This window comes from Intrasporangium zincisolvens, from assembly GCF_034724055.1.
Taxonomy (GTDB): Bacteria; Actinomycetota; Actinomycetes; order Actinomycetales; family Dermatophilaceae; genus Monashia; species Monashia zincisolvens.
Genome location: NZ_JAWIIL010000002.1, coordinates 875,262 through 888,125, shown reverse-complemented (window position 1 = coordinate 888,125; position 12,864 = coordinate 875,262). Strand labels below are relative to the sequence as shown.

At 72.5% G+C, this 12,864-nt stretch carries 13 protein-coding genes; 8 read left to right on the top strand and 5 right to left on the bottom strand.

What is annotated here, in order from left to right:
- Positions 1 to 46: 46 nt before the first annotated feature.
- Together RY076_RS08410 and RY076_RS08405 are read right to left on the bottom strand one after the other, a co-directional pair.
- A complete protein-coding gene (locus RY076_RS08410; RefSeq protein WP_323097155.1) occupies positions 47 to 1,246 on the bottom strand; it encodes a S1 family peptidase in 1,200 nt (399 codons plus the stop codon).
- Positions 1,247 to 1,659: 413 nt separating this feature from the next.
- Positions 1,660 to 3,054 (bottom strand): glycine--tRNA ligase, encoded by a 1,395-nt coding sequence (locus RY076_RS08405; protein WP_323097154.1) that lies wholly within the window; start codon positions 3,052 to 3,054, stop codon positions 1,660 to 1,662.
- 91 nt (positions 3,055 to 3,145) lie between these two features.
- On the opposite strand from RY076_RS08405, the gene RY076_RS08400 reads away from it, so the two are divergent.
- The 6 genes from RY076_RS08400 (at position 3,146) to RY076_RS08375 (ending at position 7,933) form a co-directional block, all read left to right on the top strand.
- Positions 3,146 to 3,433, top strand: a complete 288-nt coding sequence (locus RY076_RS08400; protein WP_323097153.1) for a DUF6703 family protein — start codon at positions 3,146 to 3,148, stop codon at positions 3,431 to 3,433.
- 46 nt (positions 3,434 to 3,479) lie between these two features.
- Complete coding sequence (locus RY076_RS08395) at positions 3,480 to 4,469, top strand: metal ABC transporter substrate-binding protein (RefSeq protein ID WP_323097152.1); 990 nt, start codon at positions 3,480 to 3,482, stop codon at positions 4,467 to 4,469.
- Positions 4,466 to 5,332: a metal ABC transporter ATP-binding protein gene (locus RY076_RS08390; RefSeq protein WP_323097151.1), complete on the top strand. Its 867-nt coding sequence runs from the start codon at positions 4,466 to 4,468 to the stop codon at positions 5,330 to 5,332. The genes RY076_RS08395 and RY076_RS08390 overlap by 4 nt, the downstream gene beginning before the upstream one ends.
- Positions 5,332 to 6,390, top strand: coding sequence for a metal ABC transporter permease (locus RY076_RS08385; RefSeq protein WP_323097211.1), 1,059 nt, complete (start codon positions 5,332 to 5,334; stop codon positions 6,388 to 6,390). The genes RY076_RS08390 and RY076_RS08385 overlap by 1 nt, the downstream gene beginning before the upstream one ends.
- Positions 6,387 to 6,809, top strand: coding sequence for a Fur family transcriptional regulator (locus tag RY076_RS08380; RefSeq protein ID WP_323097150.1), 423 nt, complete (start codon positions 6,387 to 6,389; stop codon positions 6,807 to 6,809). Before RY076_RS08385 ends, RY076_RS08380 begins: the two co-directional genes overlap by 4 nt.
- Before the next feature lie 170 nt (positions 6,810 to 6,979).
- A complete protein-coding gene (locus RY076_RS08375; RefSeq protein WP_323097149.1) occupies positions 6,980 to 7,933 on the top strand; it encodes a hypothetical protein in 954 nt (317 codons plus the stop codon).
- Positions 7,934 to 7,958: 25 nt separating this feature from the next.
- Here RY076_RS08375 and RY076_RS08370 read toward each other — a convergent pair whose 3' ends face one another.
- Together RY076_RS08370 and recO are read right to left on the bottom strand one after the other, a co-directional pair.
- Positions 7,959 to 8,750: an isoprenyl transferase gene (locus RY076_RS08370; RefSeq protein WP_323097146.1), complete on the bottom strand. Its 792-nt coding sequence runs from the start codon at positions 8,748 to 8,750 to the stop codon at positions 7,959 to 7,961.
- Positions 8,751 to 8,785: 35 nt separating this feature from the next.
- Entirely contained in the window at positions 8,786 to 9,514 is a 729-nt protein-coding gene (recO, locus tag RY076_RS08365; protein ID WP_076260986.1) for a DNA repair protein RecO, read from the bottom strand.
- 156 nt (positions 9,515 to 9,670) lie between these two features.
- Here recO and RY076_RS08360 point away from each other — a divergent pair, with 156 nt between their 5' ends.
- Positions 9,671 to 10,321, top strand: a complete 651-nt coding sequence (locus RY076_RS08360; RefSeq protein ID WP_323097145.1) for an alpha-ketoglutarate-dependent dioxygenase AlkB — start codon at positions 9,671 to 9,673, stop codon at positions 10,319 to 10,321.
- A 26-nt stretch (positions 10,322 to 10,347) separates the two neighbouring features.
- Entirely contained in the window at positions 10,348 to 11,220 is an 873-nt protein-coding gene (locus RY076_RS08355) for a maleylpyruvate isomerase family mycothiol-dependent enzyme (protein ID WP_323097144.1), read from the top strand.
- A gap of 46 nt (positions 11,221 to 11,266) precedes the next feature.
- Here the strand turns inward: RY076_RS08355 and RY076_RS08350 are convergent, their stop codons facing one another.
- Positions 11,267 to 12,856, bottom strand: a complete 1,590-nt coding sequence (locus tag RY076_RS08350; protein ID WP_323097143.1) for a hypothetical protein — start codon at positions 12,854 to 12,856, stop codon at positions 11,267 to 11,269.
- Positions 12,857 to 12,864: the final 8 nt, after the last annotated feature.

Here is a 12,864-nt window from a genome sequence, read left to right as displayed (position 1 = left end):
ACCCGCCAGGGGGTACGGGCACGGCGCGGGTCGTGACCTCAGCGGGTCACGACGTCTTCAGGGTCAGGCCGTAGGCCGAGATGATCTCGTCGACCGGCTGGAAGTAGGCGATGTTCGGCTGGCCGACCTTCTCGCCGCAGACCGCGTTGGCGCCGTAGCCCGCGCCGCCGCTCGTCACGCCCTGGGCGGTCGTGCTGGCCATCCACGAGCCGCCGGAGTCGCCGCCCTCGGTGCAGGTGTTGCTCTTGGTCAGGCCGCTGACCGTGCTGTACGTGCCGTCGCCGTTGCTGTAGTTGACCGTGACGCTCTTGGCCTGGACCGACCCGCACGTCCAGCCCGTCGTGCGACCGGACTTGCAGATCGCGGTGCCGACCGGCGCGTTCGAGTAGCCGGTGACGCGTCGGGCGTTGACACCGTCGTAGAGGTCGACGGCACCGACGCCGGTCCAGCTCGAGGTGAGCGTCGAGTACGCGTAGTCGTTGCCCGGGAAGGAGTAGGCCTGCGTCGTGCCGAGCGTGACGCCGTTCTTGCGGAAGGTCTGGTAGCCCTCACCACAGTGGCCGGCCGTGATGAAGACGGGCGAGCCGGCGCGGGTGGCGTTGAACCCCAGCGAGCACACGTAGCCGGAGAACTCGATCTGCTGGCCGCCGTAGACGTTGGCCTGCGTCGTCGTCCGGGCGCTCGTGCCCTCCACGGTCACGCCGTGAAGGCCGGCGACGTCGTCACGGACGTCTGCGACGCGCGCTGCCGGCACGGTGACGACCACCGAGTTCGTCACCGGGTCGGTGTAGGAGGCGACGACGTCGGATCCGGCCCGCTGGCGGGCGGCGCGCTCGACGGCAGCGAGCGCGGCCGACGAGCGGTCGACGAGCCGAGGTGTCGCACCGGCCTGGCGGACCGACGCGGCCGACCGGGCGTCGACGACGTTGACGACGAGCCGGCCCGTGGCGGCGTCGATGTACGAGCCGGCGGCGCGCGCGCCGAGCGAACGCTCGAGGGCGGCCGAGGTGCGGGCCTGGCCGTCCTGCACGGCGACCCGGTCGCGGGCGGCGGCGAGGGTGATGCCCCGGTCCTTCGCCAGCCAGCGTGCCGACATCTCGGCGACGGACAGGCCGGAGTCGGTCGAGGCGGCCGGCGTCGGCGACGGCACGTCGGCCGCGAGCGTCGACGCGGCAGCGGGAAGGGCGGTCAGGGCGGTCGCGACCGCCGCGGTGGCGGCGAACGCGGAGAGACGGGTCCGGATCATGTGAGCTTCTCCTGTGTCGGTCTCCCGGCCGTGGTTACCGGCCGGCGTGGAGAAACCTAGGAAGCGGGCCTTCCGACCGGGCCAAGGAGCGTCCCCGTCTTGGTCGATGGTTCGGTCAAGAGGAGGTCTGGAAACCACTTTCATCGTCAGGACGGCCGTCCCAGGATGCGGCCTCCCTTGGAGCGAGGCAGGATTCGCGCGCCCGCGCGCGGAGGGCCCGTCGGGGGCTGCGGAGGGTCACCGGTGCGGCGGCGGCCACCCTGACCGGGACCGCCGCGCACCGTGACCACCCCCCGTCCGACGCGGCCCACCCGACCGGGTGCGGACCGCGCGGAGGCCCGTCCCGTCGCACGCCACCGCCGCCCGCGAGGGTCGCGGGCGGCGGTGGGGCGACGGGAGCTGTTTCGGCTGCCTCAGCAGCCGACGAGACGCTGGGCGAGCCAGCCCTCGACCTTGTCGAGCGCGACGCGCTCCTGCGCCATGGAGTCCCGCTCGCGGATCGTCACGGCGTGGTCCTCGAGCGTGTCGAAGTCGACCGTGATGCAGAACGGCGTGCCGATCTCGTCGTTGCGGCGGTAGCGCTTGCCGATCGCACCGGCGTCGTCGAAGTCGATGTTCCAGTGACGGCGCAGCGTGGCCGCGAGGTCGCGGGCCTTCGGCGAGAGATCGGCGTTGCGCGACAGCGGGAGCACCGCGGCCTTGACCGGCGCGAGACGCGGGTCGAGGCGCAGCACGACGCGCTTGTCGACCCCACCCTTGGTGTTGGGGGCCTCGTCCTCGGTGTAGGCGTCGACGAGGAAGGTCATGAGCGAGCGCGACAGGCCGGCCGCCGGCTCGATGACGTACGGCGTGTACCGCTCACCGGTCTGCTGGTCGAAGTAGACGAGGTCGGTGCCCGAGTGCTTGCTGTGCGTGCCGAGGTCGAAGTCGGTGCGGTTCGCGATGCCCTCGAGCTCGCCCCACTCCGAGCCGGCGAAGTTGAACCGGTACTCGATGTCGACGGTGCGCTTGGAGTAGTGCGACAGCTTGTCGGCCGGGTGCTCGAAGTGGCGCAGGTTGTCGGGGTTGATGCCGAGGTCGGTGTACCAGCGGGTGCGCTCGTCGAGCCAGTACTGCAGCCACTCCTCGTCCTCGCCCGGCTTGACGAAGAACTCCATCTCCATCTGCTCGAACTCGCGGGTGCGGAAGATGAAGTTGCCCGGCGTGATCTCGTTGCGGAAGCTCTTGCCCGTCTGGGCGATGCCGAACGGCGGCTTCTTGCGCGAGGCCTGCATGACGTTGAGGAAGTTGACGAAGATGCCCTGGGCGGTCTCGGGGCGCAGGTAGTGCAGGCCCGACTCGTCCTCGATGACACCGAGGTAGGTCTTGAGCATCATCTGGAAGTCGCGCGGCTCGGTCCAGCGACCCTTGGTGCCGCAGTCCGGGCACACGATCTCGCTCATCGGCACCGAGTCGGGGTCGGCGATGCCCTTCTTCTCCGCGTACGCCTCCTGCAGGTGGTCCTGGCGGCGGCGCTTGTGGCAGTTGAGGCACTCGACGAGCGGGTCGGTGAACGTGCCGACGTGACCCGAGGCCACCCACGTCTCGCGCGGCAGGATGATCGAGGAGTCGAGGCCGACGACGTCGTCGCGGCTCGTCACCATCGCCTTCCACCACTGGCGGCGGATGTTCTCCTTGAGCTCGACACCGAGGGGGCCGTAGTCCCACGCAGACCGGGTGCCTCCGTAGATCTCACCGCTGGGGAAGACGAAGCCCCTGCGCTTGCAGAGGCTGACGACGGTGTCCACGGTGGATGTCTGCTTGGCCATGCGGGACAGGTTATCGGGCGCACGCCACCCGTTTCTCCACCCGCCCTCCCGACGGTCGGGGGCACGCCTGCCGGTCCCCTAGGCTCGACGCGTGGCCCTGAGTTTCCGCTCCCGCGTCGAGCACGCGTCCTACCCGCTCCTCGAGCGCCTCGCGCGCGTACCGCGCGCCGTGTCGCTCGGCCTGCTCGCCGTCGTCCTCGTGGCCGGCGTGCTCGCGCCTCGGCCCTGGGGAGGCATCGCGTTCCTGCTCGTCGCCGTCGTGCTCGGATGGTTCCTCTTCCTGACGTGGGAGCGCCTGACCCTGCCGGAGCGGCTCATGCGCGGCGCCGTCCTGCTGCTGGCCGTCGCCGTCGCCGTCGTCCGCATCGTGCCCGCCTGACGGACGCAGTTTTGACAATGATTCTCACATTGAGAATCATTGTCATGTGATCCCGCGCCGACTCCGTCCAGCCCTGTCCGCACTGCCCGTCGTCGCCCTCGTGGGCCTGACCGCGGGCGCGTGCAGCACCGCGTCCCCGTCGGCAGGCGTCGTCACGTCCTTCTACCCCCTCCAGTTCGCGACCCAGCAGATCGTCGGGGGCGGCCAGCAGGTCGGAGTCCTCACCAAGCCGGGGGCCGAGCCGCACGACCTCGAGCTCGCCCCGCAGGACCTCGCGAGGATGACCAAGGCCCGCCTCGTCGTCTACGCCGACGGGTTCCAGCCCGCCGTCGACGACGCCATGGGCCAGGTCGACGCCTCCCACGTCCTCGACGTCGCGGGCGCCGCCCGCCTCACCCTGCCGGCGAGCGAGGACGGGCACGACCACGCCGGCGAGGGCTCCGACGCCTCGGCGGGCTCGGGAGACGCGTCGGCCGACGACGCCCACGCGTCGGGCGACGGCCACGACCACGGGGCCGACGACCCGCACTTCTGGCTCGACCCCGCGCGCTACGCCGACGTCGCCAAGGCCATCGGCGCCCGCCTGGCCCACGACGACCCCGCGAACGCCCCGACCTACGAGAAGAACACCGCCGCGTTCGTCGCCAAGCTGACGGCCCTCGACACCGAGTACCGCACCGGTCTCGCGTCGTGCCGCTCGCCGATCCTCGTCACGAGCCACGCCGCCTTCGGCTACCTCGCCCAGCGCTACGGCCTCGACCAGCACGGCATCGCCGGCATCTCCCCCGAGGCCGAGCCGAGCGCCGCCGGACTCAAGCAGGTCAGCGACCTCGTACGCTCCGAGGGCGTCACGACGATCTTCCAGGAGACCCTCGTCGAGCCGCAGCTGGCCGACACCGTCGCCCGCACGACGGGAGCCGCCGTCACCACGCTCGACCCCGTTGAGGGGATCACCGGGGCGTCGGCCGGCAAGGACTACTTTGAGGTCATGCGCAGCAACCTCACCGCCCTACGGAAGGGACTGGGGTGCCAGTGAGCGCCACCGACACACCGGCCACCACACCGGGCGCCCCCGCCGGCGGCTCCAACACGGCTGCGGGTGACGTCGTCATCGACGTCCGCGGTGCCGGCTTCGGCTACGGCGAGCGCACCGTCCTGCAGGGCGCCGACCTCACGGTGCGCCGGGGCGAGATCGTCGCCGTCGTCGGGCCGAACGGCTCGGGCAAGTCGACCCTCATGAAGGGCATCCTCGGCCTCAACGAGCGCACCGAGGGGGCCGTCACCCTCTTCGGCGTCCCCGCCGACGACTTCCACGACCGGGCCCGGCTCGGCTACGTGCCGCAGCGCCACACGCTGTCGGCGTCGGTGAGCGCGACCGCGGAGGAGATCGTCGAGACCGGCCGGCTGCCGCGCCTCGGCTGGTTCGGGCGCCTGCGCGCGACCGACCGGCAGGTCGTCGCCCGCTCGCTCGAGGTCGTCGGGCTCGGCGACCGCGCGGCCACCGAGGTCAGCACGCTCTCGGGCGGGCAGCAGCGCCGCGTCCTCATCGCCCGCGCCCTGGCCGGGCAGCCCGACGTGCTCGTCATGGACGAACCGACGGCCGGCGTCGACGCCGCGAGCCAGCACGTGCTCGCCGACGTCCTCGAGCGGCTCATCGAGCGCGGCGTCACCATGGTCGTCGTCACCCACGAGCTCGGCCCGCTGGAACGTCTGCTGACCCGCATCGTCGTCGTCGACGCCGGGCGGATCGTCTTCGACGGCACGCCCGACGCGTACGCCGCCTCCCGCGAGGCCGTTCACCACGAGCACGACAGCCACCACCACGACCTCGAGCTCGAGACGGGCCGGCCGGTCATCGGCCGAGGCCCCTTCGACTCCGCCAGAGGAGGCGACGCGTGATCAGCGACATCCTCACCGTCGACTTCATGCAGCGGGCGCTCGTCGCCGCGCTGCTCGTGGGCACGGTCGCCCCGATGGTCGGCATCTTCCTCGTGCAGCGCCGGCTCTCGCTCATCGGCGACGGCATGGGCCACGTCGCCCTCGCCGGCGTCGCGATCGGCCTCGTCAGCGGCACGGCCCCGGTGCTCACGGCGCTCGTCGCGGCCGTCATCGCCGCGGTCGTCATCGAGCTGCTGCGGGCCCGGGGGCGCACCAACGGCGACGTCGCCCTGGCCGTCATCTTCTACGGCGGCATCGCCGGCGGCGTCGTCATCATCAGCCGTTCGCCGGAGGGCACCCCGGCCAACCTCATGAAGTACCTGTTCGGCTCGATCCTCACGACGACGAACGGCGACATCTGGGTCTTCGCCGGGCTCGCCGTCGTCGTCGCCGTGACCACGTGGGTGCTGCGACCGCGCCTCTTCGCCGTCGCCAACGACGAGGAGTACGCCCGAGCCGTCGGCATCCCCGTGCTGCCGATCAACATCGTGCTCGCGGTCCTGACAGCAACGACGGTCGTCGTCGCGATGCGCGTCGTGGGCCTGCTGCTCATCAGCGCGCTGATGATCGTGCCGAACGCCGCCGCCCAGCTCGTCGCCCGCTCGTTCGGCAGCGGCGTCCGGTGGGCGGTCGGCTTCGGGCTCGTCGCGAGCGTCGGCGGCGTCGTCGTCTCCTACCCGCTCAACACCCCCTCCGGCGGCTCGATCGTGCTGCTCTCGGTCGCGATCTTCGTCGCCGTCGCTGCCGTCACCAGCCTGCAGTCCCGGGTGCGCGGCCGTCGGCACTCCGTCGCCGAGGTGCACCCCCACGAGCACGGGGTCGAGTGCGGCCACCCCGCGATCCCGCACGGCGACCACGTCGACTACGTCCACGACGGCCACCGGCACGCGGCCCACGAGGGGCACTACGACGAGCACGGCGCCGGTGGCGCGCCACCCCGGCCCGGCGTCCCCCACCAGCACGACCACCGGCACGACGACCGGCACGACGACGACGCGATGACGAGGACCACCCCATGACCAGGACGACGAGCGCGGGCCAGGGCGCGAGCGGCACCCGTCGCCCGACGCGCCAGCAGGCTGCCGTCGCCGAGATGCTCGGCCGCTCGGAGGAGTTCACCTCCGCCCAGACCGTCCACGCGCGGCTGCGCGACGCCGGTGAGGGCGTCGGCCTCGCGACGGTGTACCGGGCGCTGCAGTCGATGGTCGAGGCGGGCACCGTCGACGTCCTGCGCACCGACGACGGCGAGGCCGTCTACCGCGCCTGCTCGACGCACCATCACCACCACCTCGTGTGCCGGCGGTGCGGCCGCACCGTCGAGGTCGAGGGTCCGGCCGTCGAGAGGTGGGCCGACGCCGTGGCCGCCGAGAACGACTTCTCCGACGTCACGCACACCCTCGAGATCTTCGGCACCTGCGCCGACTGTCGCCCGGCCTGACGACGCCGCGGCCACCGCGGGGCCGCAACCGGCCCGCTATGCGCCGGTTCGACATCTTGTCCAGACGGCACGTGACGGCGGACGCTGGAGAACTGTGGCGGTCCACCGCCGCGGTCTCGGGTTCGTTCCAGCGGCGCCCTGCTGCGACGCCGCGCGAGAGGGGTGTCGGGATGAGGGGACTCACCAAGCGGTTCGTGGCTTCCGTGGTGGCAGCCGTCGGGCTCATCGGCCTGACGGCACTCGGCGGCGCGGCCGCGCCGCCGCGGACGGCGCACCGGGAGAAGCAGATCGTCCTGCCCGGCGCGCACTCGGCCGAAGGCATCGCGCGCGGCGCCGGGTCGACGTTCTACGCCGGCGAGATCTTCACCGGCAACATCTACCGCGGCGACGTGCGGACCGGCAGGGCTTCCCTGTTCATCCACGCGCCGGCCGGGCGGATGGCGCTCGGCCTGCGGGTCGACCTCGCCCACTCGCTCCTCTTCGTCGCAGGCGGCTTCACCGGGCAGGCCTACGTCTACGACCTCCGGACCGGCAGGCCCCTGGCCGCCTACCAGCTGACGCCGCAGAGCCCGGTCACCAACCCGGTGATCAACGACGTCGCGGTGACGAGCGCCGGAGCGTGGTTCACCGACTCCTCGCAGGCCCAGCTGTACCTCGTCCCGCTGAGTCGCAGCGGGGTCCTCGGCAAGGCAGCACGGACGCTGCGCCTGCACGGACCGGCAGCAGTGCTGAAGACCGGCTTCAACAACAACGGCATCCAGGCAACCGCGGACGGCCGCACCCTCGTCGTCGCGCACACGAACTCGGCCGTGCTCAACACCGTCGACCCCACGACGGGCGCCAGCGCGACGATCGCCGGGGTGTCCGTGCCGAGCGTCGACGGGATCCTTCTCGAGGGGCGCACGGTCTACGCCGTGCAGAACTTCTCCAACCAGGTGACGGAGTACCGACTGGCGGGCGACCTGTCGTCCGGCCGCCTGCTCAAGACTGTGACGAGCACGCTCTTCGAGACCCCGACGACGGTCGCGCGGTTCGGTGACCGGCTCGCGGTCGTCAACGCGAAGTTCGACACCGGGTTCCCGCCCACCGCAAGCCAGTACGAGGTCAACGTCGTCGACCGCTGAGCGCCGGTGCGGGCTGCTGTCTCGGTCAGGACCGGGTCGGGGTGTCGACGGCGCCGCCGTAACGGCGGTCGCGGGCGACGTACTCCTCGATCGCGGCCCAGAGGTCGCGTCGGTCGTAGTCGGGCCACAGGCGGTTCTGGAACACCATCTCGGCGTAGGCCGACTGCCAGAGCAGGAAGTTGGAGGTGCGCTGCTCGCCGGAGGAGCGGACGAAGAGGTCGACGTCGGGCATCGTCGGCTCGTCGAGGTACTTCTTGATCGTCTTCTCGTCGACCGAGCCGGGCCGGAGGCGACCGTCCTTGACGTCGTGGGCGATTCGTTGAACGGCGTCGGCGATCTCGGCACGACCGCCGTAGTTGACGCAGAAGTAGAGGGTCAGCCCCGTGTTGTGCTGGGTCAGCTCCTGGGCGATCTCGAGCTCCTTGATGACCGAGCGCCACAGCCGCGGCGTGCGACCGACCCACCGCATCCGCACGCCCCACTCGTGCAGCTGGTCGCGGCGGCGGCGGATGACGTCACGGTTGAAGCCCATGAGGAAGCGCACCTCCTCGGGCGAACGCCGCCAGTTCTCCGTCGAGAAGGCGTACGCCGACAGGTGCGTCACACCGACGTCGACCGCCCCGGCGACGACGTCGAGCAACGACGCCTCGCCCGCCTCGTGCCCCTTGGTGCGCGGCAGCCCGCGCTGGTTGGCCCACCGGCCGTTGCCGTCCATGACGATCGCCACGTGCTTCGGGAGCAGGTCGGCCGGGATGACCGGTGCCGTGGCACCCGACGGGTGCGCGAAGGGGCGGGCGTACGGGGTGGCGGGGGTCATGGCTCTCCGGGTCGGTGGACGGATCGGGTTGCGGCTCAGGCGCGTTCGACGAGCCGCAGGGAGCGTAGCCCGCGCTCGACGTGCCACTGGAGGAACGCCGAGACGAGACCGTTGCCCTGACGCCGGTGGCGCGGGTCGCTGTCGTCGGCGAGCTCCCAGTCGCCCGAGAGCAGCGCCGCGAGCAGCTCGAACGTCTCGGGTGCGGGCGCCGTCGAGCCGGGCGGGCGGCACGAGGAGCAGACCGCCCCACCGGCCTGGACGTTGAAGGCCCGGTGCGGGCCGTCGGCGCCGCAGCGGGCGCAGTCGACGAAGCTCGGCGCCCAGCCCGCGACCGCGAGCGAGCGCAGCAGGTACGCGTCGAGGACGAGCCCGGGGTCGTGGCTGCGCTCGGCGAGAGAACGCAGCGCCCCCGAGAGCAGCAGGTACTGCTGGGTCTGCGGCTCGTGCTCCTCGGTCAGCTGCAGTGCCGTCTCGAGCATCGAGGTGGCGCACGTGTAGGCCGCGTAATCACGGGCGATGGCATCGCCGTACGGGGCCAGCGTCTCGACCTGTGTGACGGTGTCGAGGTTGCGCCCCTCGTAGCACTGCACGTCGACGACCATGCCGGGCTCGAGCCGGGAGCCGAAGCGCGACTTGGTGCGCCGCACGCCCTTGGCCACGGCCCGCACGCGCCCGCGGGTGCGGGTCAGCATCGTGATGATGCGGTCGGCCTCGCCCAGCTTGTGGGTGCGCAGGACGATCGCCTCGTCGCGGTACAGGGGCATGGGCCCATTCTCCCCCGCCGCCGACGCCACGTGGCACCGCACGCGCCGGTGGGGCGGACGCGTCGGTGGGGCGGAGCCGTCAGGACGGGGCGCCCGGGCTCGAACGACACGACGAAGGTCGAACACGTGTTCGACGTTCTGGGTTACGCTGGCGGCATGGACCTCACCCTGCAGGGGTCGTTGCTCGACCTCACCGACGAGATGACGCTGCGCGACGTCGGCACCGGGATGCGTCGCCACCCGCTCGCCCACGGCGCGTGGGTCGACGTGCGCCCCGGCTGGCTCGCCGCCGGCGACGAGCTCTTCTCGGCCCTGCTGCACGACGTGCCGTGGCACGCCGAGCGGCGGCAGATGTACGACAACGTCGTCGACGTGCCCCGCCTCACGAAGTTCTACGCGGCGGGCGAGCGCCTCCCCCACCCCCTCCTCGACCGGGCCCGCGACGCGCTGAGCGCGCACTACGCGTCGGAGCTCGGCGAGCCGTTCCTCACGGCGGGTCTCTGCCTCTACCGCGACGGCCGCGACAGCGTCGCCTGGCACGGCGACCGCATCGGCCGTTCGCGCGACAGTGACACGATGATCGCGATCCTCTCGCTCGGCTCGCCGCGCGTCCTGGCCCTGCGCCCGCGTGACGGCGGCGGCATCCCCGGCACCACGCAAAAGAGCTTGCGCTACCCGCTCGGGCATGGTGACCTCGTCGTGATGGGCGGCTCCTGCCAGCGCACGTGGGACCATGCGGTCCCCAAGACGTCCGAGCCGATGGGGCCGCGCATCTCCGTGCAGTTCCGCGTCGCCGGAGTCCGCTGACCCCCACATCCCACCAGGAGCACCGCATGCCCTCTGCCCCGTCGGGTGCAGACCTTCCTTTCCTCGACCACCTCGCCGCCGACTCGGCGCGCTTCCGCCAGGTGCTGGCCGACGCACCGGCCGGGGCCACCGTGCCGACGTGCCCCGACTGGGACACCGACGACCTGCTGTGGCACCTCGCCGACGTCCAGTGGTTCTGGGGCGGCATCGCCCAGGGCCGGCTGACCACGTCCGAGCAGGTCGAGGCGCACAGCGACACCCGACCGGAGCGACCCGCGGACCGCGCCGGCCTGCTCGCGGCCTTCGACGCCTCGAGCGCCCGCCTGCACGAGCAGCTGTCGCAGCTGCCGGCCGACACCGAGCTGTGGATGTGGGCCGACGAGCACACCGCCGGGTACATCCGCCGCCGGCAGGCGCACGAGGCACTCATCCACCGCCTCGACGCCGAGGCCACCGCCGGCATCGCCCCGGCCGACCGCACCCCCATCGATGCCCGCCTGGCCGCCGACGGCGTCGACGAGGCCCTGCGGATCATGCGCGGCTACGAGCCCGAGCCCGGGCTGTCGCACGAGCAGCTCGGCGCGCCGGTCACCGTCGCGACCGTCGACACCATGCACGCGTGGACCGTCACCCCCGTGCGCGTCACCGGCACCTACGACGGTCGCGACATCGACCTGCTGCGCTTCCTCGTCGCCGACGGCCCTGCCGGCGGCGCCTTGCCCGACGCGACGGACGGCACGGGCACCTCGGACGACGCGTCGGCTCCCGAGGTGTGCGGCACGGCCGCCGACCTCGACTGCTGGCTGTGGAACCGACCGCTGGCGGGCGAGCTGAGCCGCAGCGGCGACGCGGCCGCCCGCGCTGCCGTCGACGCGGTGCTGCGCGGCTCCATCGACTGACCGACGCCTCGACGCGTGCGGCTGGGCCGGTCCTCGGAGGGCCGGCTCAGCCGGCGTCGGACGTGTTGGCGGTCGCGGCGGTGACGGCGCCCGCCCGTCGCCCTCGCGTCCCGGCACGCAGCCGCACCATGGCGGCCAGCGCGACGACGAGGGGTGCGAAGGTGAACACGTAGCGCGACCGGCCCTGGAACAGCAGGGTGAACGTCGCGATGCCGAGCACCGTGAGCGCCACGAGCAGCACGTCACGCCGGTAGGGCGCGCGCAGCAGCCCGGCCCCCGCGACGAGGAGAACGGCGAGCCAGAGCGCCTGCGTCACGTCGGCGCGCCAGGGATACGCCGACCCGTGGAACCCGTTGAGCGAGTGCACGACCCCGACGGTGCCATCGGCGTCGGCGAGCCTGCCGGGCAGGGAGTCGGGACCCTCGCCCCAGGCCCAGAACATGCCGTCGCCCCAGTTCCACGCCACCTTGTCCGCGTAGAACGCCAGCGTCCCCCCGGGCCCGCGTTTGGCCCACCGGTCGGAGATGTAGGTGCGGGCGTAGTCGGTCATCTGATCGGGGGTGCGCCCCGCGATCGCCTCGACCATGTCGCGCGAGTAGGTGCCGTAGCTGACGACGCCGTCGGGCCCCACCTGCTCGTTCATCCCGTTGGCGAGCCACCACAGGACCGGGGGCGTCACGTCGGCACGCAGGCGGCTCGAGTCGACGCCGGCCGCCTGGGCCGACACGACGGGCGTCGCCACGGCGATCCCGAGGAACACGACCACCGCCACGACGGAGCCGGCGAGGGCGGTCACCCGTCCCCGGGGGGCGTGGTTGCCGTCGAACACGGCGACGACGACGGTGAGCACCGTCGCGATGACGACGACGGCCGGCGTCGTCTTGATCGCGTAGGCGACGCCGTAGCAGACCACGGCCGCCACCCATGTCAGGACGCGTGCCGTGCGGGCGCGCGCCGACACCTCGCCGGCGCTCGCGGCGCCGGGCAGCAGCGCCCGTCCGGCCAAGGCCACGCCGGCGGCGAGGAACGGCATGGCGAAGTAGTCGGTGTACGGGACGGTCAGCCACGGGCTCGTGCCGACGAGGACGAGCGTCACCAGCTGGGCGCCGATGGCGGCTCCCGGTCCCCTCACGCGGCGCACGAGCGCGTCGACGGCGAGCAGCGTCACGGTGACGCAGACGCCGGTGACGACGATGAGCACGGCGTCGGGCGACCAGCCCACCCACGAGCCCACCTCGACGCCGGCCCGGTCGATCGCGAGGAGCGGCAGGTTGTTGGGGTAGAGCGACAGGTAGTCGTAGCCGCCGTCACCGACCGGGCGGCCGGCGTGCAGCGCCCGCGCGAGGTCCATGACGACGCGGGCGTCCCACCCGTACTCGTAACGCCCGGCGAGGCCGACGAGCGTCGCGACCACCCCGCCGACCACGGCCAGCACCGGCCGGACCCAGCGCGCGCGCACCCACCGCGGTGAGCGGGCGAACGCTGCCACGGCCACCAGAGCGAGGCAGGCCGGCACCACGACGTACCAGCGGTACGGGGTGTTGACGGCTCGCGGCGCGACGAGTCCGACGACCGCCACGGCGAGCAGACAGGCGCCGACGAGCCGGAGCAGCGTCCGGCCGAGGGCGGAGTCCATGGACGGTG